Source organism: Comamonas sp. F1-6 (assembly GCF_039581415.1).
GTDB lineage: Bacteria > Pseudomonadota > Gammaproteobacteria > Burkholderiales > Burkholderiaceae_C > Comamonas > Comamonas thiooxydans.
In genome coordinates this window covers 1-24,143 of record NZ_JBCPWN010000018.1, presented here as the reverse complement: position 1 = coordinate 24,143, position 24,143 = coordinate 1, and the positions used below count along the sequence as shown (strand labels likewise).

The 24,143-nt window shown below is 60.5% G+C and carries 22 protein-coding genes; 7 read left to right on the top strand and 15 right to left on the bottom strand.

All coding sequences use genetic code 11. The features are described from left to right. Positions 1-90: 90 nt before the first annotated feature. From AAIL66_RS17380 to AAIL66_RS17355, 6 genes are read right to left on the bottom strand one after another with little or no spacing between them, the layout of a single operon-like run. A complete protein-coding gene (locus tag AAIL66_RS17380; protein ID WP_343497313.1) occupies positions 91-1,032 on the bottom strand; it encodes a siderophore ABC transporter substrate-binding protein in 942 nt (313 codons plus the stop codon). Next, on the bottom strand, positions 1,029-1,805 hold the full coding sequence (locus AAIL66_RS17375; RefSeq protein ID WP_034348195.1) for an ATP-binding cassette domain-containing protein: 777 nt from the start codon (positions 1,803-1,805) through the stop codon (positions 1,029-1,031). The genes AAIL66_RS17380 and AAIL66_RS17375 overlap by 4 nt, the downstream gene beginning before the upstream one ends. Further along, complete coding sequence (locus AAIL66_RS17370; protein WP_034391445.1) at positions 1,802-2,758, bottom strand: iron chelate uptake ABC transporter family permease subunit; 957 nt, start codon at positions 2,756-2,758, stop codon at positions 1,802-1,804. The genes AAIL66_RS17375 and AAIL66_RS17370 overlap by 4 nt, the downstream gene beginning before the upstream one ends. Beyond that, positions 2,758-3,699 (bottom strand): iron chelate uptake ABC transporter family permease subunit, encoded by a 942-nt coding sequence (locus AAIL66_RS17365; protein WP_034353672.1) that lies wholly within the window; start codon positions 3,697-3,699, stop codon positions 2,758-2,760. The genes AAIL66_RS17370 and AAIL66_RS17365 overlap by 1 nt, the downstream gene beginning before the upstream one ends. Then, the gene (locus AAIL66_RS17360) at positions 3,699-5,468 is read right to left on the bottom strand and encodes an ABC transporter ATP-binding protein (protein WP_034380546.1); all 1,770 of its coding nucleotides are present in this window, start codon (positions 5,466-5,468) and stop codon (positions 3,699-3,701) included. Before AAIL66_RS17360 ends, AAIL66_RS17365 begins: the two co-directional genes overlap by 1 nt. Further along, complete coding sequence (locus AAIL66_RS17355) at positions 5,462-7,240, bottom strand: ABC transporter ATP-binding protein (RefSeq protein ID WP_034380549.1); 1,779 nt, start codon at positions 7,238-7,240, stop codon at positions 5,462-5,464. Before AAIL66_RS17355 ends, AAIL66_RS17360 begins: the two co-directional genes overlap by 7 nt. A 159-nt stretch (positions 7,241-7,399) precedes the next feature. On the opposite strand from AAIL66_RS17355, the gene AAIL66_RS17350 reads away from it, so the two are divergent. After that, on the top strand, positions 7,400-8,041 hold the full coding sequence (locus AAIL66_RS17350) for a TetR/AcrR family transcriptional regulator (protein ID WP_034380552.1): 642 nt from the start codon (positions 7,400-7,402) through the stop codon (positions 8,039-8,041). Positions 8,042-8,100: 59 nt separating this feature from the next. Here AAIL66_RS17350 and AAIL66_RS17345 read toward each other — a convergent pair whose 3' ends face one another. Then, the gene (locus AAIL66_RS17345; protein ID WP_233425220.1) at positions 8,101-8,772 is read right to left on the bottom strand and encodes an MSMEG_1061 family FMN-dependent PPOX-type flavoprotein; all 672 of its coding nucleotides are present in this window, start codon (positions 8,770-8,772) and stop codon (positions 8,101-8,103) included. A 94-nt stretch (positions 8,773-8,866) separates the two neighbouring features. Here AAIL66_RS17345 and AAIL66_RS17340 point away from each other — a divergent pair, with 94 nt between their 5' ends. Further along, positions 8,867-9,664: a helix-turn-helix transcriptional regulator gene (locus AAIL66_RS17340; protein WP_343497311.1), complete on the top strand. Its 798-nt coding sequence runs from the start codon at positions 8,867-8,869 to the stop codon at positions 9,662-9,664. A gap of 240 nt (positions 9,665-9,904) precedes the next feature. On the opposite strand, the gene AAIL66_RS17335 is transcribed toward AAIL66_RS17340, so the two are convergent. Next, complete coding sequence (locus AAIL66_RS17335) at positions 9,905-11,221, bottom strand: urate hydroxylase PuuD (protein WP_034396604.1); 1,317 nt, start codon at positions 11,219-11,221, stop codon at positions 9,905-9,907. A gap of 292 nt (positions 11,222-11,513) precedes the next feature. Beyond that, entirely contained in the window at positions 11,514-12,344 is an 831-nt protein-coding gene (gene xdhC / locus AAIL66_RS17330) for a xanthine dehydrogenase accessory protein XdhC (RefSeq protein WP_003067126.1), read from the bottom strand. Between the two features lie 265 nt (positions 12,345-12,609). On the opposite strand from xdhC, the gene AAIL66_RS17325 reads away from it, so the two are divergent. Continuing rightward, positions 12,610-13,020, top strand: a complete 411-nt coding sequence (locus AAIL66_RS17325) for a hypothetical protein (RefSeq protein ID WP_080746019.1) — start codon at positions 12,610-12,612, stop codon at positions 13,018-13,020. Between the two features lie 86 nt (positions 13,021-13,106). On the opposite strand, the gene AAIL66_RS17320 is transcribed toward AAIL66_RS17325, so the two are convergent. Next, positions 13,107-13,691: a YSC84-related protein gene (locus tag AAIL66_RS17320; protein WP_034353706.1), complete on the bottom strand. Its 585-nt coding sequence runs from the start codon at positions 13,689-13,691 to the stop codon at positions 13,107-13,109. 326 nt (positions 13,692-14,017) lie between these two features. Here AAIL66_RS17320 and AAIL66_RS17315 point away from each other — a divergent pair, with 326 nt between their 5' ends. Further along, positions 14,018-14,407: a DoxX family protein gene (locus tag AAIL66_RS17315; RefSeq protein ID WP_034353709.1), complete on the top strand. Its 390-nt coding sequence runs from the start codon at positions 14,018-14,020 to the stop codon at positions 14,405-14,407. A gap of 135 nt (positions 14,408-14,542) precedes the next feature. Here AAIL66_RS17315 and uraH read toward each other — a convergent pair whose 3' ends face one another. Further along, entirely contained in the window at positions 14,543-14,893 is a 351-nt protein-coding gene (uraH, locus tag AAIL66_RS17310) for a hydroxyisourate hydrolase (RefSeq protein ID WP_003070903.1), read from the bottom strand. Positions 14,894-15,197: 304 nt separating this feature from the next. Here uraH and ggt point away from each other — a divergent pair, with 304 nt between their 5' ends. Then, entirely contained in the window at positions 15,198-17,027 is a 1,830-nt protein-coding gene (gene ggt / locus AAIL66_RS17305) for a gamma-glutamyltransferase (protein ID WP_343497310.1), read from the top strand. Between the two features lie 96 nt (positions 17,028-17,123). Here the strand turns inward: ggt and glxR are convergent, their stop codons facing one another. From glxR to gcl, 3 genes are all read right to left on the bottom strand, one after another. Further along, positions 17,124-18,035, bottom strand: coding sequence for a 2-hydroxy-3-oxopropionate reductase (gene glxR / locus AAIL66_RS17300; RefSeq protein ID WP_343497309.1), 912 nt, complete (start codon positions 18,033-18,035; stop codon positions 17,124-17,126). A gap of 84 nt (positions 18,036-18,119) precedes the next feature. After that, complete coding sequence (gene hyi / locus AAIL66_RS17295) at positions 18,120-18,923, bottom strand: hydroxypyruvate isomerase (protein ID WP_003063993.1); 804 nt, start codon at positions 18,921-18,923, stop codon at positions 18,120-18,122. A gap of 149 nt (positions 18,924-19,072) precedes the next feature. Further along, entirely contained in the window at positions 19,073-20,863 is a 1,791-nt protein-coding gene (gene gcl, locus AAIL66_RS17290; protein WP_034383047.1) for a glyoxylate carboligase, read from the bottom strand. Positions 20,864-20,972: 109 nt separating this feature from the next. Between gcl and AAIL66_RS17285 the strand changes: the two genes are divergently transcribed. Next, entirely contained in the window at positions 20,973-21,890 is a 918-nt protein-coding gene (locus AAIL66_RS17285; protein WP_003052436.1) for a LysR family transcriptional regulator, read from the top strand. Positions 21,891-22,140: 250 nt separating this feature from the next. Here the strand turns inward: AAIL66_RS17285 and AAIL66_RS17280 are convergent, their stop codons facing one another. Further along, positions 22,141-23,493, bottom strand: coding sequence for a glycerate kinase (locus AAIL66_RS17280; RefSeq protein ID WP_343497308.1), 1,353 nt, complete (start codon positions 23,491-23,493; stop codon positions 22,141-22,143). Positions 23,494-23,705: 212 nt separating this feature from the next. On the opposite strand from AAIL66_RS17280, the gene AAIL66_RS17275 reads away from it, so the two are divergent. After that, positions 23,706-24,143, top strand: a 438-nt coding sequence (locus AAIL66_RS17275) for a GntR family transcriptional regulator (protein WP_343497307.1), incomplete at its 3' end; no start/stop codon positions are given.

Genomic DNA, 24,143 nt, shown 5'->3' with positions numbered 1-24,143 from the left:
CCTGTCGATACATGCATGACGTTTTTGCACCGCATGCTTAATAGAACTGCTGGCTGGGTATGGACCTGGCTACGACAAATAAAGAAGCAATCAGCGCGAATAGCCCTTGAGCACATCGCTAAACAACAGCTTCAGTGAGCTTGGGCTGGCACCTGTGGTGTACCAGGCATCTGCATCGACAAACACCACCCGCCCGTTCTTCCAGGCCTTGGTCTGGCGCAGCAAGGGATTGGCAATGCCATCGGCATTAATGACGGGGCGGCGCTCCATCACCGCAGTGCGATCCACCACATAAAGGATCTCCGGATCCGCCTGCTGGATGAATTCGCTGGAGATGGGTTGCCCGTGCAGACTGGTTTCCAACGCAGAGCTTGCGGGCTTCACGCCCAGCGCGCTGAACACGAAGCCGTAACGCGATTGCAGACCGAAGGAGCTGAAAGCTCCGTTGTTGTGCAACACGATCATGGCCCGCTCCGGCCGACCTTGCGTGATGCGCCGCACCTGTTGAACCTGTGCATCCAGCTCTGCAGCCTTGGCGCTGGCAAGCCCTTCCTTGTTGAATATGCGGCCCAGGGTCAGCAGATGGTTCTTGACGACTTCGATATGTCCCTTTTCGCTGTTCTTGAAGTCCACCTCGTAGTACAAGGCGGGGGCAATTTCAGCCAGCTCCTCGTATTTGCCGGCCTGCAGCGATGTCATCAGGATGAGATCCGGCCGCAGCGCGTGCACACGCTCCAGATTGGGCTGTACGATGGCGCCGAGGTCCTGCACCTTGGCGTCGCCCTTGTACTTGGCAAGGAAATGGGGAACGTAGTCCTTCACCATTCCCGCAACGGGCACGCCAAGCTGATCGAGGAAGTCCACCTCGTTCATCTCCAGCGCCGCCACACGCTGCGGCAGACGCTTGATGAGCGTGGTGCCCAGTTTGTGACGGATGGAAATAGGCTCATAGGCGTGGGCCATGCCGGGCGCGGAGGACAAAGCCGCCATGCCGCCAACAGAGAGCAGGATTTGCCTGCGCAACGAATTCATGAATGATCTTCCCTGGATGTGAAGTAATTGCAGAAACAGCCACGCTGGTTGCGCGTGATCTCGAAATCCAGCTCGTACAGATCGGCCATGCGCGTCTCGGTCACCACGTCCTGAGCGGGGCCGCAAAAGCGCAGGGCTCCGTTCTTGAGCGCGACTATGTGGTCCGAGTAATTGACCGCAAAGTTGATGTCGTGAATCACCAAAATCACGGTGCGGCCCTGCTCGTCGCAGAGGCGACGCAGTGCGCGCATGATCTGTACGGCGTGCCTCATGTCGAGGTTGTTGAGTGGCTCGTCAAGCAGCAGCACATCCGTCTGCTGCGCAATCGTCATTGCGAGAAATGCCATCTGCCGCTGACCGCCACTGATCTCATCGATGAAAGCGTGACGCAGCGACTCCAAAGACAGAAAGGCGATTGCCTCATCCATGGCTCGGCGATCCTGAACAGTCAGCGCGCCACGGCTATGCGGGAAACGTCCAAAAGCGACCAGCTCTTCCACCGTCAGGCGCATATTGAAGCCGGGGGCCTGACGCAGCGTGGCAACATGCCGTGCGTATTCGGCAACGGGAATTCGGCTGACGTCACGTGCCTGCCACTGAATCGCACCGCTGCTGGGCTCCAGCAAGCGCGCCATCAGCATGAGCAGCGTGGACTTGCCCGCACCATTGGGTCCGATCAGCGATGTGACGCGCTGAGCAGGAAACTCCACGCTCACGTCTGACAACACCGTCCTGCCGCCATATTGCTTGGAAAGATGGTTGACACCCATCATGCTGCACCCCGTTTGCGCACAATCAGTGCCAGGAAATACACACCGCACACCAGATTCACCAGGATGCTGACGGTGGTCTTGTAGTTGAAAACATGCTCAACCAGCAGTTGAGCAGCAAGAAAAATGGCAATGGCAACCACACACCCCAGCGGCAGCATGACGCGGTGGCGTGCATGCGGAACCAGGGCGTAGACGATGTTGGCCACAAAGATGCCCATGAAGGCTGTGGGTCCCACAAGGCTGGTGGACAGCGCCACCAAAATGGCGATCAGCGCCAGGTAGAGCTGCAAATACCGGCCATGCGGCACGCCCAGAGAAATGGCCTGCTCACGCCCCAGAGCCAGCACATCCAGCACCGCCAGCGTCTTGCGGACCACGGCACAGGCGACCGCTACCGCAATGGCTGCATAGAGCAAAGTCTGCGGCTTGGCACGATTGAAGGATGTGTAGCTCACGCCCTGAAACACTGCAAACTCGCCGGGGCTGATGCGCAGTTGCACAAACTGGGTGAACGTGCCGATCACCATGGTCAGCACCAGACCGAGCAGCAGCAGCACATAGACATCATTGCGGCCGCGGCGCAACAGCCACCATTGAAGTGCCCATGAATAGGTCAGCATCAACAGCACGGAGACGAGGAAATTCCCGTGTACGCCAAGCATGCTCAAGCCATGTGTACCCAGCAGCAACAGCAGCATGGCCTGCCACAGCAGATACACGGCCTCGTAACCCATGATGGAAGGCGTCAGAATGCGGTTGTTCACCAGCGCCTGAAACACTATGGCCGACACTGCCACGCAGATGCCGCCGATGACAATCGACGCAAGGCGTACAAGGCGCTTGGGGATCACATAATCCGTATCCAGTCCGGAGCCCAGCAGCACAAAAGCAAGCGCCAGGAGTGCAATCGACAGCGCTGCGAACCAGCAGGTCTTGGTCAACGACATGCGCATCAGCGAAGTCCCCGCACAATCAGCACCAGGAACATCACACCGCCCACCGCACCGGCAGTAAGGCCGATAGGCACCTCGAACGGGTACATCACCAGGCGGCCTGCAATGTCGCAGGCCAGCAGCAGTGATGCACCTCCCAAAGCCACCAATGGCAATGTGCGTCGCAAGTTCTCACCACAGCGCATGGCAACCAGCTGGGGCACGACAAGGCCCACAAAAGGAATCGCCCCCACGGCAATCACCGTGGCAGAAATCGTCAATGCCACCAGCACCAAACCGATGATGGCCGTGGCTGCATAACCCAGGCCCAGACTCGTGGCGATGTCTTCGCCCATGCCCAGCACAGTGAAGCGGTGCGCATACAGATAGGCCAGCATCACTACCGGAAAAATAATGTAGAGAATCTCGTAATGGCCTTGCACCACGCGGGAAAAGTCACCCAGCAACCAGCCCTGCATGCTTTGCAGAATGTTGTGGCTGTATGCATAGAACTCGGCAATCGAGGTGAGCACGCTGCCGTACATCAGACCGACGACGGGCACCAGCACCAGATTGCGAAACTGGATACGTCGAATCACGGCAATGAACAGCAGACTTGCCATCAGACAGAACACCAGCGCAAACAGCATCCGGCTTAGGGTTCCCGCAGCAGGCATCACGGTCAGCGCCACCAAGATACCGAGCTTGGCCGCATCCAGCCCCCCTGTGGTGCCCGGCTCCACAAACTTGTTGCGCACGATGTGCTGCAGGATCACGCCGCACACCGACAGACCCGCCCCCGTAAGCACCAGCGCCGCCAAACGCGGCAAGCGGCTTGCAGTCAGGGTGAGCCAGGCATCGCCGGAGAATGAAAGCACGTCCGACCACACCATCTGCCGCGCCCCCAGCAGCACGGACACCACGCACAGCACAGCAAACACCAGCAACCAACGCTTGCGCATCACACGGAATCCCCAGACATTTGCACTGCGTCCATGCGCCAGCCTTTGGCAGCGCGGCTCTGCGCAAGCAATTGGGCATAGCGACCCTGACTTGCCTTTAACTGCGCAGGTGATCCGCTCTCTACCACGCCGCCGCCTTCCAGCACCACAATCTGATCGGCCATGGCAATGGTGGAGAGCTGGTGCGCGATCACGATGAGCGTGCGCTGCCCCTTCAGCCGTGCAAGTGTTTGAGCGATGATGGACTGGTTCTCTGCGTCCAGCGCAGCAGTGGCTTCATCCACCAGCAGGATGGGGGACTCCTTGATCAAGGCCCGGGCAATCGCTATGCGCTGGCGTTCGCCTCCGGAAAGACGTGCGCCGTTTTCGCCCACCATCGTCAGCACCCCGTCTGGCAATCGCGCAATGACTTCATCAAGCCCGGCCTGATGCGCAGCTTGCAGAACTTGCGCATCGCTGGCGTCCGATTTGCCAATGCGGATGTTGTCGGCAATGCTGCCGCAAAGCAGGTAACTGTCCTGAAAGATCTGGCTGATTTGCCCGGCCAGTTGCGCATCGCCAATGTCACGGACATCCACGCCTGCGATCAAGACCTTCCCCTGCGTGGCATCGAAGAAACGGGCGATCAGTCGCATCACCGTGGACTTGCCGGAACCAGATGCACCTATCAGCGCCGTCATGCTGCGCGGCGGCACATGTAGGCTCACACCGTGCAGCACTTCATCTGCAGACCCTGGATATTGAAACCGCACATCACGCAACTCCACGGAAGAATCGCCAACAAGTGTTGCCTGCTTCGGTTGCGGCAGCGGCTGCACGGCAAATAGCTCCTGTACTGCTTGCAGCTGCGAGCCTGCACTCCTAAGCACTTCCGCGTAGCCGGCGATTTCCTGCAAGGGCTCGATAAAACGCACCACAAGCAATAACGCAACCGTCAAGGCAATGATTTGCGCTGTGGACAAAGAGCCACCGGACGCTGCGTTCAAACCGGATATCGCGACCACCAGCAGCACGGCAAAGATCAGCTGCACGGTCCATACACAGAATACGGAGGACAGCGATGACAACACCACCAGCCGCAGTCCGGATTGACGTTGCTCGGTAATGGCCTGCTCCAGAAAGCGTGTGCTGCGGCCATCGCCGCTGAACGCGCGCAGCACGGATTGGGCCTGGGCAAATTCCACCACACGCTGACTGGCTTGGGCAAAGTCGCGCTGAAAAGCTGCATTGGCGCGCGCCGACATCGACGAGGTCAATGCGAACGATCCTGCAAGCAATGGAAGCGCAATCAGCGCAGTGAGCCCCAGGACCGGACTCACAACCAGAAGTGCCACCAACACGATCACGGCCGTGGCCGCACCACTGATGAGTGGAGTGAAAACATGCGCTGGCAATTGCGCAATGCCCATCATCCCCTGCGTCACCACATGGCCGATGCGCGCGGTATTTTTCGGCGTATACCAGCCGATGGGCAGACTCGCCATATGAAGGCCCAGGCGATGCCGTCCGCCTTGCAGAACCGCCACGCCGACACGGATGCCCGCCTGCTCCACGACACGTCTGGCAATCCATGACAGCAGCACACCCAGCAGCAGCACGCATAGCCAGCCCATGGCTGCACGCCAGTCACCTTGCAACCAATGCGTCAGCAACGGTTGCAGCACTGCCATCGTCAGACCGCACAGCACACCGTAGGCAGCAGCCATCCATGTGTAGCGGCGCAGCAGGCGTGCATCATCACCCAGCAACTTCAAAAAGGTCTTCAGCATGGCAGCTCACTCTTTCGCATCGGGCTGGCATAAGCACCAAGCTGCCACAGCCGCGCATAGAGACCGTCTTCAGCCAGCAGTTGCGCATGTCTGCCTTGCTCGGCAATCTCTCCATCGCGCAGCACCAGAATGTGATCCGCATGCACGATGGTGTCGAGCCGGTGTGCAATCACCAGCAAGGTGCGCCCGCGTGCAAAGCGAGAAAGTGCGTCCTGAATGAAGGCTTCGCTTTCCACATCTGCAGATGCGGTAGCTTCATCCAGCACGAGAATGGGCGGATTCAGCAGCACTGCCCGGGCAATGCTCAGGCGCTGGCGTTCCCCGCCGGAGAGCTGCGCATCCTCGCCCACCACGGAGTCGTAGCCACGCGGCAACGCCAGAATGCGATCATGGATGTGGGCTGCGCGGGCTGCGGCCTCGATTTCCTCCATGGTGGCCGATGGACGGGCCAGCGCAATGTTCTCGCGCACACTGGCGTGAATCAGCTGCACTTCCTGCAGCACAAAGCCAATGCGTTGATACAGGGTTGTGCTGCTGATCTGCCGCAAATCGACTCCACCCAGAGTGATGCGCCCTTGTGCGGGATCGAAAAACCGCAACAGCAAACGTGCCAGCGTGGATTTTCCGGAACCCGAAGGGCCGACCACGGCCGTGACGGTGCCGGGCTGCATGTCAAAGCTGATGCCGGACAGCACCTGATGCTCTGCCGCATACGCATAACCCACCTGCTCGAAACGCACGGCATTGCCTTCAGGATGCGATGGCTGCCCCGGCGCCGGTTGCGGCAGCACCGGAGTGTCCAGCAATGCCAGCACGCGCTGGGCCGCACCGGTTGCACCCTGCAGGTCATGCAGCAAGGTATGCAAAAGCAAAAGCGGCGCACAAATACCGGGCGCGACGAGTGCGAACGGCAATACATCAAGAGGCTGCATCCAGCCCATGGCAACAAACGCAGCGCCAGAAGCCAGCACCACACCGAGCACGGTCACAGGCGCAATCAATGCATGCGCACGAGCCATGGAGATCACCAGCGGGCGAGTGAAATCCGTAAAGGCACTGGCAAATCCATCCACGGCATCTCTGTAACCTGCGTGGACCGGGCTCGCTCCACCAAAGGCCTTGATGACCGGAATCCCCCCCGCAAACTCCACCGTAGCGCTGTTGATCCGCCCCAGTCGCGCAACGAACTCCTGCATGTGCGCATTGCTGGCTTTCATTGCGCGCTTGAGAAAAACGAAGAATCCGGGAAATGGCAGCAGCGCAAAGATCGCCATGCGCCAATCCAGCACAAACAGATAAATCACTGCAATCACGATCGCCCCGGCCGCACGCCCCACGGCGGTATAGAAATGCGCAGTCAGACTGTGCAGCGTCGCGATATCGTCCTGCAGCGCCTGCTTGACCTCCCCTGAGGCGCGGGCAGTAAACCAGCCCAAAGGCACTTGCGACAGCCGCTTGATTACAGCAAGGCGCAGATCGTAAGTGAGGCGGTTGTCTGCCAGGTGCGCGATCAGCTCAGCGACGATCACCAAACCCATGCCTACGAACATGCACAGCACTCCGACAGCGATGCTGATCCATATGCCCCCCAAGTCATCGAGCAAGGCTTGCTTGACGATATGCGCGATGACCGCCAGTGGCACCAGCGTGAACATGGTGCCAACCGCAGCGCTCAGGCCAGCAAGCATCAAGCGCCCGCGAACAGGCGCGAATATCCGGGCGATCGGCTGCGCGGGTCTGGCAGCAACTGCAAGCGATTCAGAGGTAGACATTCGATATGGAAGAAGGCTATCTCTCACAAAGATGCGAACGAGAAGCTTTACGAGAATTAGTTGCATTATGATAAACTAATTCAAAACGATTCAAGCAATAGGTCTACGACGAGTGATGTGAATCACCGACAATCTCGCCCAGAGACTGAGAACCAGCGTATGCCCCACACACCCAAGCCCTCGACTCGTGGGAGACCACGCTCCATCACCAGAGAGAAAATTGCAGACGCCGGAATTTCCATCGGCCTTCCTGGCATTACGTTCGTCGGCGTTGCCGCTGCACTGGGCGTCAGCCACATGGCGCTCTACAAGCATGTGCCAAGCCTGGAAGCACTCAAACACCTGATTGCAGAGGAAATCTTCAAGCGCTGGGAGTTGCCGCAGGCAACAAGCCCTCAGCAGATCGGGCTGGAGGAATACCTTATGGGGTTCACTGCGTCCACACGACAGTTCGTAAAAGCGCACCCCGGCGTCACTCCCTTCGTGATTCGCCGCCTGGCGGCCACACCGGCCATGCTGGAGAAGATCAGCGCCCATCAGGCCCATATTGCACAGGCCTACGGCATCACCAAGGAACAATCACGCTGGCTGCTCTCCACCGTGACCTTCTTTTGCATCTCTGCGGCCGACACGGTGTATGCCGCAGCCCGCCTGGAGCCGCTTGACGAAGCGGACGGGCAACTGCAAGAGGCAGAGATGGAGGCAGAATTGCTTGAGGGAACCCATGCCTTGATAGCAGGAGCCCTGGGGCTACTCGAAAGCAGGCCAGACCCCAAGATCGGCGCCCGCATAAACAAGTAATTCGAGTCCTGCGAGACCGCAGGGGGCATGCGGCAGAGATGGGGCGAAGCTGTGAGTGCTCAATAAAGCTCAGTTCTTACGGCACTTGAGTAGCGCTCATTTGCGTGAACGATCTGTTCTGATGTGAATTGAGCGTCACCCTGCAATTGGGCCAGGCCAGCCATCACATCTCCGACTGTAGGCAGATGATTGGGGTCCAGATGACTCTCGTCACGCCACAACCGGGCGCGATTGATGGCACGTCCACAGTGGAACAACACTTCATCGATCCGAATCACTATTGCAGTTTTTGGCACCTTGATCCCTTCTCGCAACTCTTGCATCAGGTCACCATCGGATGAAACTCGACCGCGTCCATTGATTCGCAAAAAGGTTTCCAGACCAGGGAAGAGAAACAGCATCGCCAACCGGTCGTCATTCTGAAGATTGCGCAAGGAGGCAATGCGATTGTTGCCGGGCCAGTCCGCAAAAACCAAGGTGCGTGCATCCAGTACCCGCACAAAACCGGGAGGACCTCCGCGTGGCGATGCATCCAAGCCATTCCCATCTCCCGTGGCAAGACAGAAAAACGTCGCTTTTGCCAAATACGCCTTGTGGAAATCCATCAAATGATCGAGAACCGCTTTCTGAATTCGCTCCGTTGGGTGCGCGTATAGCCGATTCAGATCAACTGCATCTGACTGACTGCTCTCGTGCAACCCTTGATCCGCCGAGTCTTTTGATAAAGGCACGTGAAACTCCTGTGTTTGAGGAAAGTTGCAAGCGTAGGCCTAGGTGATATGGCGGCTGTAGAATTTATCGGCCATTAGATAACTCAAATCCGCCATGCCTGATCTCATGCATCTGTTGGGCTCCTATATGGACTCTCCTGACGGGCCCAGTGTTGTAGCGGCCACTCAAATGCTGGAGAGTGAACTCTCTTCCGAGATGCATCAGCATGCACGCGGTCAATTGTTTGGTTCAATCAAAGGCCTGATCTCGGTGCAGGTCGATGGCGGTCTCTGGGTGGTGCCGGCCATACATGCCGTTTGGCTTCCTCCCCATCATGCTCACGCTGGGCGCTCCTTCGGCCCCTACCATGGCTGGAGCGCCTATGTGGCAGAAGCCGCATGCGCCAATTTGCCGGCACAACCCTGCATCATCAGGGTATCGGGCCTGCTGCGCGAAGCGGTGCTGCGTATTGCCAGCTCCATGCCGCAAGCCTCCGATCTATCGAGTCAAGCACAGTCACATATATGCGCTGTGGTTCTGGACGAGATCAGAAGCCTGCCGGTTGAGGAGTTTGGTCTGCCCATACCAGCAGATGCGCGTCTGCAACGTATCGCCAAAGCTTTGATAGCCAATCCAGCCGACGAGCGCAACATCGATGACTGGGCAAGTTTCGGGGCCATCAGCTCGCGCACTCTCAGTCGCAGGTTTGTCAGCGAGACAGGCTTTAATTTCACTGCCTGGCGCCAGCGCGTACGCCTATTGCGATCACTTGAAATGCTTGCCGAAGGCATAAGCATTACAGCCATTGCACTGGATCTCGGCTATGCCAGTATCAGCGCTTACATCAGCCTGTTTCGCCGGACCTTCGGTGAAACGCCGGCATGTTATCGATCACGCTTGAAAGCCGTTTAGCAGGGATCAGTTGAGTCCTCAGACCAAGGCAGACTTCACACTTTCATTTGCTGCAGTCGTCTTGTTCAACACCGCATCACCGCAGCTTTAATGTTGAATTTCAATAAAAAAAGCGCTCACAAGGAGCGCTTTTTACGAGGAGAAGGAGTCTAGGCTTTGCTGACGCAACCTAGCTCCACAGAAAGCCGCATGGATACCAGATCGCTGCCTACGACTTCAATTACCCCGAACAGCTGATGGTCAGTTCACGGCAGCGCCGGACTCGTACCAGGTCTTGATCAGGTTGCGTTCGTCGTCGGACAGAGCCGCAGGGTTGCCAAAAGGCATCTTCTTCAGCTGCACCACCTGTTGGTAGATCTGCTGGGCGTGCGATTTCACCGCTTCGGGGGAGTCCAGACGGACAGCCTTTTGCTGGATGGCCGTGCCGTGGCACACCACGCAGTGCTGCTGGAAAATGGCATTGACCTTGGCAAAGCCTTCTCCGCCAGCGGCTGCGGGAGCAGCAGCAGGTGACGTGGCTTCGGCTGCAGGAGTTGCGACTTCAGCAGCAGGGGCCGCGGGAGTCGCAACCTGCCCAGCTGCGGGTGCCGCTGGAGCAGCCGCTACTGGAGCAGTTGCAGCCACAGGAGCAGGCTTGAGCCAGACGAACACAGCAAGCAGAGCAGCTACGCCGACAGCAGCGTAAGGCCAGGGGTGGCTGTTGCGACCCAGCTTGTAGCCGTGGCGCATCACGAAGAACTGGCGAATGGCAGCACCGGCAAACATCATGCCGATCAGCACCAGCCAGTTCAGCTTGTGGCTGTACAACCAGCCATAGTGATTGGACAGCATGGCGAACAGCACGGGCAGCGTGAAATAGGTGTTGTGCACGCTGCGCTGCTTGGCACGTTGGCCGTGACGTGGGTCCACAGGCTCACCAGCCTTGAGCGAAGCCACCACCTTGCGCTGGCCAGGGATGATCCAGAAGAACACGTTGGCGCTCATGGACGTCGCGATCATCGCGCCCATCAGCAGGAAGGCTGCCTGGCCGGGGAAGATGTGGCAGGCCAGGTAGGCTGCGATACACACCAGCACCAGAACCATGGCACCGACGGTGGCATCGCCATTCTTCTTCTGGCCGAAAGTGCGGCAGATGAAGTCATACAGCAGCCAGAAGACCACCAGGAAGCCCAGAGCCGAAGCCACGGCAGCGCCGGTGCTCATGGCATTGGGGTCGCCGGGAGTGACCAGATAGATGTTGGCGTTCCAGAGGTAGGAGACCGTCAGCAGGGCAAAGCCGGACAGCCACGTGGTGTAGCTTTCCCAGTAGAACCAGTGCAGGTGATCCGGCATCTTGGGAGGAGACACATTGAACTTGACGGGGTGGTAGAAACCGCCACCGTGCACAGCCCAGAGTTCGCCGTTAACGCCCTGTTTCTTCAGGTCGTCATCCACGGGCGGCGTCAAGCTGCTGTCCAGGAACACAAAGTAGAAGGAGGAACCGACCCAGGCGATCGCGGTAATGACGTGGAGCCACCGCAACAGCAGGCCGGCCCAGTCGAGAATGTAGCTTTCCATAGCTCTCAACCTTGGCAGCGTGGGGCTGCCGAACAACCTGCTCACCACTGCGGGCGCTCTGAGCAGAAGAAAAGGCCGCGCTCCCGGACGTTACACACGGGGCACCGCTGCGACCATTCTGTCGACCGAAAGTGTATGCAATTTTTGCTGCCGCAACTCTCGAATCAGGGATAAACCACCCTAGAGATTTCCCTAATACAAGAGCAATACGCAAGGATCGGGCCTGATTTTTAGGGCAGGTAACCGCATGTTTGCGGCCACACGCACGAGATCAGGTGCATTCATTGCACCATCAGCTCGCAGACAAGCGCTGCAGAAGCTGCGCCGCCACCGCCACAGCGATCACCTCGGGCTCCTTGCCGGTAATGCCCGGCACACCGATCGGGCAGGTGATGTGAGCCAACTCTGCATCGCTGAACCCTCGCCTGCGCAAGCGACTGCTGAAACTGGCCCATTTGGTCTTGCTGCCAATCAACCCCACAAAAGGCAGATCTCCTCGCTCGCGCTGACGCAGCAGGCATTGCGCCACCACCTCCAGGTCTTCGGCATGGCTGAAGCTCATGATGAGCACCTGCGACTGCGGCGGCAGCTCTGCCACTGCGGCCTGCACCGGATCGGAGTGCTCGCACTGCACCCCTATCTGCTCCTCCACGGGAAAGACTGCATCACGGCTGTCCACCCAGACCACGCGGTACGGCAAGCTGCGCAAAATGCGCACCAACGCATGCCCCACATGGCCAGCGCCGAACAAGGCCACACATTGCGACGGCTCGGGCATCAAGGCCCGCAGACGTTGCGCATCGCGGGCGTCAAACCATGCAAAGTGCAGCTCCAGCGCACCGCCGCAACATTGGCCCAGACTGGGGCCAAGCGCATACCGCTGGACATGCTCACGCAAGGCTGCAGGGTCTGCGTCCCACTGCGCCAGCAGCTGGCGCGCCTGGGCAATGGCCTGCCACTCCAGATGACCACCGCCGATCGTCCCCATCACCTCATCGGCGAACACTGCCATCCAGGCCCCCTCCTCACGGGGCACGGAGCCACGAGTGGCCTGTACCTGCACCCAGCACAGCGGCTGCTGCGCCAGACGGTTCAAGATTCCTTGCTGTGTTTCGCTCCACATGACTGAACGCCGATTGCTTTGATGCCCGATGTTCATGCATTTTGCGAGTCCCAATAGACAGACAAGCGTATGAGCACATTAATCGGATGCATATCCGGACCGGATTTGACGAGTCGTTGCAGATTTTTCACGAGGAGGCTTCAGAATTGTGTCCCCAGGCAGCTGCCTCCATCCATTTGCGGCTACGCTTGGCGTCATGTCTGAAACCCACAACCCCACCCGCACCACACCAGCCCGCCGCCCCCTGAACTGGCTGCGGACCGGGATGATGGCTGCCGTTGCAGCGGTGCTGACCGCCTGTCAGATCGCACCTCAAAGCCCATCCATCGGCACGACGCCTGCCGACAAGGCCAGCCCCGGTTATCGCAAGCAGGCCGCCCAGCATCTGTATGAACGCAACTCCGGCCGCATCTACCAGGGTATGCTGCCGCCTATGCTGTATGCGATCGGCGTGCTGCAGGTTCAACTCGACGGCCAGGGCCGCGTGAAAAACCTGCACTGGATGCGCAAGCCAGGCCATGCCCCCGAAGTGGTGGCCGAGATCGAGCGAGCCGTGCGCTCCGCCGCCCCCTTCCCGGCCCCGGGTCGCAGCGTGACCTATACCGACACCTGGCTATGGGACAAGTCGGGACGCTTCCAGCTCGACACCTTGACCGAAGGTCAGTTGGGCCAGTAAAAGCGCACAGCGATGCAACCCGCTGCATCGGACAACAAAAAAACCGGCCAAGGCCGGTTTTTTTGTTGTCACAAGCCAGGCGAGGCTTATTCGACCACTTTGGTGATCTTCGTGCCCTGCAGCGATACGCCGGCCTCCAGGCCCGCGTTGGTCAGCACATAGCTGGTGACCGGAGCCTGAGCGGTCGTGGTGTCCACGCTGCCATTGGCACCGATCTTGCCAGCTGCCACGGTGGCATCAGCCCCCACGGACCAGCCGTCGCTCTTGAGGAACTTGTCCAGCGCCTCCTGTGTGTTGAACACATAGATCACAGCCTTGGACTGACCACCAGCTTGCCATCCGATAGAGGCCGCTGTCGTGCTGTAGAAACCACGGTTTTGACCGCCCACGCGCAGTACGCCGCGGCCATGCTCCACCCCGACCACAAAGCTGCCGCCAATCACCGACGGGAAGATCAGCACCCCCTTGGCGCGTTGCACCATTTCCTTGGATCCTGGTGCGGTCTGGTACAGGCGCTCCAGAGCTGCATTGGCACGGGTATTGACCGTTGTGGAATCGGCACGGGGAGCCGATGCCGTGTCAGGCTTGGTCGTGGTGCAGGCCGTCATGGTCATGGCACCGGCAGCCAGTGCAGCAGCCATCGCAACAGAACGCAGAGAAATTTGACGCATACCTATATCCTTTCATGGGATGAATGTGCAGACACATTTCAGAGGTAGAAGGTCCTGCAGTCCGACATTGAGTCGCTTTTGCACATCCCCCCGATGCAAAGCTGTCAGAAACAGGGTTGGCACGATGCTAGTGCGCAGCGTTGCCGATAAAACTCAGCGGTTACAGCTTGCGCCATTGGCCTACAGAAGGCAAGAGCAGTTGTCGAAAAAGACCTACAACATGAACATAAGACAAGACTTGGCCCCATCCATAGGCAATCCGACGAATTGTCTGAAACAGGCGCTAGCATTGTTGATATAAGCATCGCGCGGACGACAGGAAGTTCATGAAGTTCTGGAATTACTTTCACCACCCCAAGGCAGCTCTGGTTGTGCTGCGTGTCACCCTGGCCTTGCTCATGCTGCTGCACGGCTGGGCCAAGATTCGTTATGGCATAGGCAGCATTGAGGCGAAGGTCGAGAGCCTGGGTGCGCCGGGATTTCTGGCCTATGCCGTCTATCTGGGCGAAGTGGTCGCGCCTTTGCTTTTGCTGGTGGGCCTGTGGGTGGTGCCTGCCGCACTGGTGATTGCGGTGAATATGGTGGTGGCATTTGCGTTGATGCACACCCGGCAGATTCTGATGCTCAACAACACCGGCGGCTGGGCACTGGAGCTGCAGGCCTTTTATTTCGTGAGCGCCCTGGTCGTGGCCATGGCGTATTCCAAGGGCAAATAAGTCCTTAAAAACAGGAGCGGCTTGCGCCTGTCATATCTTGGTTTCAATGCCTTTTAATGCTGAAACCTTGAAATGACCTGCGCAAGCCGCTCTTGTTTTTGCCATGTCTCCCGCTTCGAGAGACTCACGTCCCGCTCAGGAGCCGCGATAGGTGGAGTAGCTCCAGGGGCTGACCAGCAAAGGCACGTGGTAGTGCTGCTCCACATTGGCCACGCCGAAGTCCAGGCTCACCTTGTTCAGAAAGCTGGGTTCTGGCAGTTGCACGCCACGGGCCTTGAAGTAGGCCGCAACATCAAAGGTCAGACGGTAAGTGCCGACCTTGAGCGTGTTGTTGTCGAACAGCGGCGCGTCGGTGCGGCCGTCATGATTGAGCACCAGGCTCTTGATCAGCGTGGCCTTGTCGCCTTCGGTGGAAAACAGCTCGACAGCCATGCCTGCGGCGGGGCAGCCATTCATGGTGTCGAGAACGTGGGTGCTCAGGCCCATGGAAATCTCCTCACAGGCAGTTTGCCACTGCCCTTGGTTGTATCAAACACACGACTTACGCAAAACGGGTTCAGGCAGACCGTTGTTGCATTCCTGTTTGCGTAAGCCCTGAAACATCTATGCCATCACAAAGTCTGCTCGCGCATGAGCGCAGCGCTTTGATCGCTAAAGTGTATACAGTTCCTGTACTCCATCAAAGGCTTTTCTGCCTTGACTTTCAGGCACATAGCCAGCTCTGTCCGGTTGGCATCTGTGCAAGCCTCTATACACTGGCCCGATTCATCAAGCGAACAGGAGACAACGCATGCAATTGCGCACCACCGCCCTGGCAGCCAGCCTGCTCATCGCCCTGGCCGGCCTGAGCGCCTGCAGCAGCACGGCCACGCTAGAGCCCGCCAGCAACGAACGCGCGGCCATCCGTAACGACGCCACCGCTCAGGCCGCAGCGCCGGCCGTCACCCAGACCGCCGCCGCCCAGGCAGCCGCTGCTGCCTATGACTTCGAGCTGGATGTCTTTCACCCCGTCATCGCCAAGAACGGCATGGTGGCCTCGGAGCAGGAGCTGGCCACGCAGATCGGCGTGGATATTCTCAAGGCGGGCGGCAATGCCGTCGATGCCGCTGTGGCCGTGGGTTTTGCCCTGGCCGTGGCCTTGCCCAATGCCGGCAATATCGGCGGCGGCGGCTTCATGATGGTGCACGACGCGCGGAGCGGCAAGGACATTGCGCTGGACTTCCGCGAAGTGGCACCCAAAGGCGCGTCACGCAATATGTATCTGGATGCCGCGGGCAAGGTCATCGACGGCAAATCGCTCTACACCCATTACGCCGTAGGCGTGCCCGGCACCGTGGCGGGCATGACGCACGCGCTCTCGCGCTGGGGCAGCATGCCGCTGGCCAGGGTCATGGCTCCGGCGATTGCGCTGGCGGACAAGGGCTATCCCGTCAGCGTCACCCTGGCCAAGACTCTGGAGCAGGAAAAAAAGAATATGGGCCGCTGGCCCGCCACCCAGGCCGTTTTCTGGAGGAACGGCGCTCCGCTGCAAAGCGGCGAGAGGCTGGTGCAAAAGGATCTGGCGCAGTCCCTGCGCCTGATCAGCCAGCAAGGTGCCAAGGCCTTCTACGAGGGTGCGATCGCGCAGAAGATCGTGGCGGAGATGGCGCCGCACGCCAATGCCCTCAGCCTGCAGGACCTGCGCGACTACAAGGTGGCCGAGCGCGAGCCCGTGCGCGGCAGCTATCGCGGCTACCAGATCGTGACCATGCCTCCGCCCTCTTCGGGCGGCGCCCATCTGATTCAGATCCTGAACATGATGGAGCGCTGGCCCATGAATCAATGGGGTGCCGACAGCGCGCAAAGCGTGCACTACATGACCGAGGCCATGAAGCTCGCCTATGCCGACCGCTCCGAGTATCTGGGCGATCCGGACTTTGTGAAGATTCCGCTCAAGGGGCTGATCTCCAAGAGCTATGCGAGCGAGCTGGCCGCCAGCATCAAGCCCCAGCAGGCCAGGCCCGCCAAGGACATCCGGCCCGGCAGGCCCCAGCCTTATGAAAGCGACCAGACCACCCATTACTCCGTGGTGGACAAGGCCGGCAACGCGGTGGCCGTGACCTATACGCTGAACACCAATTTCGGCAGCGGCATCGTCGCCAAGGGCACGGGGATTTTGCTCAATAACGAGATGGACGATTTCTCGGCCAAGCCCGGCGTGGCCAATGCCTACGGTCTGGTGGGCGGCGATGCGAATGCCGTGCAGGCCGGCAAGCGGCCGCTGTCCTCCATGACACCGACCCTGGTACTCAAGGACGGCAAGCCGGTTCTCGTCACCGGCAGTCCGGGCGGAGCGCGCATCATCACCACGGTGCTGCAGCAAGTCGTGAATCACATCGACTTCGGCATGAACCCGGCCGAGGCTGCGGCCACGCCGCGCTTTCATCACCAGTGGACGCCAGACGAGTTGCGCGTTGAAAAAGGCTTCAGCCCCGATACGCTGGCCCTGCTCAGACAATGGGGCCACAAGGTGGCACTGAAGGCATCCATGGGCCGCACGCAGACCATCGAGATCCGCGACGGCCTGCTGCGCGGCGCTTCGGACCCGCGCAACCCTGACGGAAAGACCATGGGTTACTGACGCTGAACAAAAAAGCCGCGCTCCCCCGAGCGCGGCTTTCACTTGAGGCGGCTGCTGGCCGTACGCTTGGCCAGTGGCCGCCCTCCCCACCTCTCTTTATTCAGCCTTCTGACCGATTTCGAAGTTGGCCTGGATTTCCAGGGCACGCACCATGCCCGAGTGATCCCAGGCAGCGCCGCCGTGAGCCACGCAGCTGTTGAACAGCTCTTGAGCCTGAGCGGTGTTGGGCAGGGACACGCCCAGCTGACGAGCGCTGTACAGGGCCAGGTTCAGGTCCTTCTGGTGCAAGGCAATGCGGAAGCCAGGGTCGAAAGTGCGCTTGATCATGCGTTCGGCATGCACTTCCAGGATCTTGGAAGAAGCAAAACCACCCAGCAGGGCTTCACGCACACGTGCTGGATCGGCACCGGCGCGCGATGCAAACAGCAGGGCTTCGGCCACGGCTTCGATGTTCAGAGCCACGATGATCTGGTTGGCCACCTTGGCGGTCTGGCCGTCGCCGTTGCCGCCCACCAGGGTGATGTTCTTGCCCATCTTGTCGAACAGAGGCTTGACGCGTTCGAAGGCTGCATCGGGGCCGCCAACCATGATGGACAGGGTGCCGTTCTTGGCACCGACTTCACCGCCGGAGACGGGAGCGTCCAGGTACTGGGCGCCAGCGGCTTCGATGCGCTTGGCAAAGTCCTTGGTGGCCACGGGCGAGATGGAGGACATGTCGACCACGATCTTGCCAGAGCTGCCCTTGAGGCCGGCTGCCACGCCGTCTTCACCGAACAGCACCTTCTCCACGTCGGGAGTGTCGGGCACCATGATGAAGATGATGTCGGCGCGCTCGGCCACACCGCGAGCAGTGGTGCACTGGGTGGCGCTGGTTTCGGCGATGTTGGCAGGCACCTTGCCCACGGTGTTGACGAACAGTTGGTGGCCGGCCGCAATCAGGTGGCCGCACATGGGCGCGCCCATGATGCCCAGACCGATAAAGCCCAGCTTGAGAGACGATGCGTTCATGGTTGTACTCCTCAGTTTTCTTGATACTCAAATTCGATGGCCGATGGCGCTTTGCGAGCCGGCGCCACAGACCGGGTCATCCATTCATGCAGCCACGGCAACCTTGTTCCAGCCGCCGATCTTCTGCAGCCAGCCCAGGCCGGACTCGGTGCCGTTGGCGGGCTTGTATTCGCAACCGATCCAGCCGTCGTAGCCGATGCGATCCAGGTGTGCGAACAGGAAGGGGTAGTTGATCTCGCCCGTGCCGGGTTCGTTGCGACCGGGGTTGTCGGCCAGCTGGATGTGACCGATGCGGCCCAGCTGCTTTTGCATGGTGGCTGCCAGCTCGCCTTCCACGCGCTGGGCGTGGTAGATGTCGTACTGCACAAAGGCGTTGGGCGCACCCACTTCGTCCAGGATGGACAGGGCATCGTCAGTGCGGTTCAGGTAGAAGCCGGGGATGTCGAAGGGGTTGATCGGCTCGATCAGCAGGCGGATGTTGGCGGCGCTCAGGGCGGCGGCAGCAAAACGCAGGTTTTCCACGAAAGTGCGGCGCACCACGGCAGCGTCAACACCGGCAGGAACCTTGCCGGCCAGGCAGTTGAGCTGGGGCACACCCAGGGCGTGGGCATAGGTCACGGCCTTGGCCACGCCAGCGCGGAACTCGTCCACGCGCTTGGGGTCGCAGGCAATGCCACGTTCGCCCGCGTCCCAGTCGCCGGCGGGCAGGTTGTGCAGAACAATCTTCAGGCCGGTGGCGTCCAGACGCTCCTTGATCTCTTCCACGGTATGAGCGTAGGGAAAGAGAAACTCCACGGCTTCAAAGCCTGCGTTTGCGGCACGCTCAAAACGCTCGAGGAAAGGCACCTCGGTGAACAACATGCTCAGGTTGGCTGCAAAACGGGGCATGATAAAAGTCTCCGGTAATCGTTAATAGTTGCAGGCGCTAGACGCCAAGCAAGGGCCTAAGCCGGCCGCGCTGCCCCGCAGCGAAGGCGTCGTCCCCCTCCCGCGCAGAGAGGGGGAAGCGGCAAAGCCGCTCCGGGGGAGTTTTCCTATCAGTCCAGCAGGGCCAGTGCGCTGGGCGCGTCGGCCTTTTCGGTCGCCAGGTCTTCGAACTCGACCACGTTGTCGATTTCGGCGCCCATGGAGATGTTGGTCACACGCTCCAGGATGCACTCGATCACCACAGGGGTCTTGTGCTCGGCCATCCAGGCTTCGGCCTGCTGCATGGCGGGGGCAAAGTCTTCGGCGCGATGAACGCGGATCGCCTTGCAACCCAGACCTTCAACGACCTTAACATGGTCAACACCGTAGCCGCGGGTCGCATCACCCTCATCCATGTTGATATTGTCGAACGCCAATTGCACGCAATAGTCGATCGAGAAAGCGCGCTGTGCCTGACGGATCAGACCCAGATAGCTGTTGTTCACCAGCACGTGAACATAGGGCAGCTTGAACTGCGCGCCCACGGCCAGCTCTTCGATCATGAACTGGAAGTCGTAGTCGCCGGACAGGGCCACGATTTTGCGCTGGGGGTCGGCCACGCGCACGCCCAGGGCTGCGGGAGTGGTCCAGCCCAGAGGACCGGCCTGGCCGCAGTTGATCCAGTTGCGGGGCTTGTACACGTGCAGGAACTGGGCGCCGGCGATCTGCGACAGACCGATGGTGGACACATAGGTGGTGTCGCGGTCCAGGGTGCGGTTCATGCACTGGTAGACGCGCTGGGGCTTCATCGGCACGTTGTCGAAGTTGGTCTTGCGCAGGTACTCGACGCTGTTCTTGCGACCCTGGCACTCGGCCACCCAGGCCTTGCGGCACTTGAGCTTGCCGGCAGCCTTCCACTCCTTGGCGACGGCAACGAATTGCTCCAGAGCCGCCTTGGCGTCGGAGACGATGCCGTAGTCGGGGGCGAACACGCGGCCGATCTGCGTGGGCTCGATGTCCACGTGGATGAACTTGCGGCCCTTGGTGTAGACCTCGACCGAGCCGGTGTGGCGGTTGGCCCAGCGGTTGCCGATGCCGAACACGAAGTCCGAAGCCAGCATGTTGGCGTTGCCGTAGCGGTGGCTGGTCTGCAGACCGCACATGCCGACCATCAGGGGGTGATCGTCAGGGATGGTGCCCCAGCCCATCAGGGTGGGGATCACGGGCACGTTCAGGATCTCTGCCAGCTCGACCATCAGATCGGAAGCATCGGCGTTGATCACACCGCCGCCGGAGACCAGCAGGGGACGCTCGGATTCATTGAGCATCTCGATGGCCTTCTCGGCCTGCTTGCGCGAAGCGGCTGGCTTGTAGGCAGGCAGGGGCTCGTAGGTGTCGATGTCGAATTCGATCTCGGCCAGCTGCACGTCGATGGGCAGATCGATCAGAACGGGGCCGGGACGGCCGGAGCGCATCAGATGGAAAGCCTGCTGGAAGGCGCGGGGCACCTGGGCGGGTTCCAGCACGGTGGTGGCCCACTTGGTCACGGGCTTGGCAATGGAGGCGATGTCCACGGCCTGGAAGTCTTCCTTGTGCAGACGCGAGCGGGGAGCCTGGCCGGTGATGCACAGGATTGGAATGGAGTCGGCGCTGGCCGAGTACAGACCGGTGATCATGTCGGTGCCGGCGGGGCCGCTGGTGCCGATACACACGCCGATATTGCCTGCCACAGCACGGGTGTAGCCTTCGGCCATGTGGCTGGCGCCTTCGACGTGACGGGCCAGAATGTGACCGATGCCGCCGTGGTTCTTCATTGCAGCGTACAGCGGGTTGATGGCCGCGCCGGGCACACCAAACGTCACGGTTACACCTTCTTTTTCGAGCACCAGGACTGCGGCGTCGATTGCTTTCATTTTGGCCATGAGGGTCTCCTAAAAACTTGATTGAACTTTAGTCAAGACCCTTGCTTGCTGGAAGCCACTCTCAGACCATAAAATTTATTCCACCCAAGAATAAATAGGAGACAAACCCATGGACAGACTCGATGCGATGCACATGTTTGTGCGCGTGGTGGAGACCGGCAGCTTCACCAAGGTGGCGCAGGAATTCGCCACCACCCAGCCCACCGTTACCAAGCAGGTCGCGGCCATGGAGGCACGCCTCAAGGTGCGTCTGCTCAACCGCAACACACGCGGCGTAAGCCTGACCGAAGCCGGTGCGCTGTACTACGAAAAATGCAAGATCATCGTCAGCGACGTGGCCGAGGCGGAGAACGTGGTCAAGGTACGCCAGACCCAGGTCCAGGGTCAGCTGCGCATCGGCAGCTCGGTGGCCTTCGGGCGCCGGGTGCTGATTCCGCTGGCCATGGATTTCATGAAGCACAACCCGCAGGTGCAGGTCGATCTGAGCTTCGAGGACCGCTACACCGATCTGGTGGCCAACGGCATCGATGTGGCGCTGCGCCTGGGCAAGCTGGCCGACTCCTCGCTGGGCGCGCGCATGCTGGGCGTCAATCCCTGGGTGCTGGTGGCCTCCAACACCTATCTGCGCAAGCACGGCACGCCGCGCCGCCCCTCGGACCTCAAGGAGCATTCCACGCTGATCTACAGCAGCGTGCAGGGCAACGATATCTGGCGCCTGCGCAATGCCAGCGGCGAGCCGGTGTCGATTCCCGTCACCGGGCGGCTGCGCTCCAACAATCTCTCGGCCCTGCTGGCCGCGGCCCGCTCGCACATGGGGATTGCGGCCCTGCCGCGCTATGTGGCCCAGGACTCGCTCAAGGACGGCCGCGTGGTGGAAGTGCTCAAGACCTGCCGCCTGCCCGAGCAGGAAATCCACGCCGTCTACCCCTCGCCGCGCCTGGTGCCGCAGAAGGTGCAGTCCTTCATCGCCTTCCTTCAGGGCAAGTTCGACGATGCCTGGTGGGAGGATCTGCCAAGAGGGGGCTAGCTCCCCCTGAGGCGCTTCGCGCCTAGGCGGCCCCGCCTTCCCCTCTCTGTACGCGCTGCGCGCTAACGGAGGGGGACTGCTCCTTCGCCGCGAGGCAGCTCTTGCTCGGCGCACTGGGATGGGTAGCGCCAGTTGTACACTGCAGCTATATAAAAAATAGCAGCTACCGCTTTATGAGCGGTAACTGCAGATATTTTTCCACTTAGAACCGTTGAATAACCTGCGCAAGCAGCTATTCAATTTGATGGTTTCAAAGAATCAGAATTGCGCGGAAGTCGTTGACATTGGTGTGCGTAGGACCGGTGATCACCAGATCGCCCAGTGCCGAGAAATAGCCATAGGCATCGTTGCGATCCAGGTGATCGCTGATGCGCAGGTTCAGCTCTGCCGCGCGCTTGAGCGTGCAGGGCGAGACACGGGCTCCCGCGTTGTCCTCGACACCGTCGATGCCGTCGGTATCCGCAGCCAGCGCCCAGACCTTCTCCTGACCCTGCAGGGCCTGGGCCAGACCCAGGCAGAACTCGCCGGCACGCCCGCCGCGCCCCTTGGCGGCACCGGGCTGACGCGGGCGGATGGTCACCGTGGTTTCGCCCCCCGAGAGAATCACGCAGGGCCTGGCAAAAGGCTGGCCATGCCTGGCCACGGCACGCGCCAGCGCCGCATGGACCTTGCCCACCTCGCGGGATTCGCCCTCCATCTCGTCGGACAGCACATGCACGGCAATGCCTGCCGCGCGGGCTGCGGCGGCCGCCGCTTCCAGCGACTGCTGGGGCGTGGCGATCAGATGCACTTCATGGCCTTCAAAGCGGGCATCGCCGGGCTTGGGCGTCTCCAGCTCGCCGGCTTTCAGCGCAGCGCGCACGGACTCGGGAATGCCGATCTGGTAGCGGTCCAGGATGGCCAGTGCATCGGCACAGGTCGACGCGTCCGGCACCGTGGGTCCGCTGGCGATCACCGAAGGATCGTCGCCGGGCACATCGCTGATGGTCAGCGTCACCACCTTGGCGGGATGGCAGGCAGCGGCCAGACGGCCGCCCTTGATGCGCGACAAATGCTTGCGCACGCAGTTCATCTCGCCAATCGCCGCGCCACTCTCCAGCAGTGCCTTGTTGATGCGCTGCTTCTCGGCCAGGTCGATGCCTTCGGCGGGCAGTGTCAGCAGGGAAGAGCCGCCGCCGGAGATCAGGCAGATCACCAGATCGTCGGCCGTCAGGCCCTCGGTCAGCGCCAGGATGCGCTCGGCCGCAGCCAGACCGGCCGCGTCCGGCACGGGGTGGGCGGCTTCCACCACCTCCAGGCGCTGGGCCAGCCCTTCGGGGCGTGGGGGAATATGTGCATAGCGCGTCACCACCAGGCCCGACAGTGGCGCATCCTGCGGCCACAGAGCTTCCAGCGCCTGCGCCATGGAGCCGCCGGCCTTGCCGGCGCCCAGGACCAGCGTGCGGCCCTTGGGCGGCTTGGGCAGATGACGCGCCAGACCCTCGATGGGCAGGGCATTGCGCACTGCCACGTCATACAGATGACGCAGAAAGCCAGCCGGGTCTTGCTGGGGAACAGGCGTTGCCGCGGCCTGCGCGCGCGAGGATGTATTCTGTGCTTGCATAGCTGCGCATTGTGCATTCGGGCTTTTTTCCCTTACAGAGGGTCCCCAGTCACAACACTGCTGATCTTTGCAATACCAATGTTGCAAGCCCTTGCTCCCATTGGGTTTGCGCGCTTGCGCACAGCTTTCTGCGCCTGAACATCGATACAAACACCATGTTTGGTGAACAGAAACTGTATACAAAACTTGTCTTCAACCGCTATGATGGATTTATGGAAACTTCCACCACCAGTTTCATTGTCGAAAGCCTGACCAAGGCCATCGTCGAGCATCGCCTGATGCCCGGCACCAAGCTGGCCGAGCAAAAGCTGGCCGACCACTTTGGAGTTTCCCGCACCCTGGTGCGCCAGGCCCTGTTCCAGCTTTCACAAAACCGTCTCATCCGGCTCGAGCCCGCCCGCGGCGCCTTTGTGGCCACGCCTTCGGTGGACGAGGCGCGCCAGGTGTTTGCCGTGCGCCGCATGCTCGAAGCCGAGATGGTGCGCAGCTTTGTCAAGCAAAGCAGCGCTGCCAAGATTCGCGCCCTCAAGCAGCATGTGGCTGCCGAGAAAAAGGCCATGGAAGCCAATGACGTGGGCCAGCGCACCGAGCTGCTGGGCGACTTCCACGTGCGCATGGCCGAGCTCATGGGCAACGAGGTGCTGGCTCAA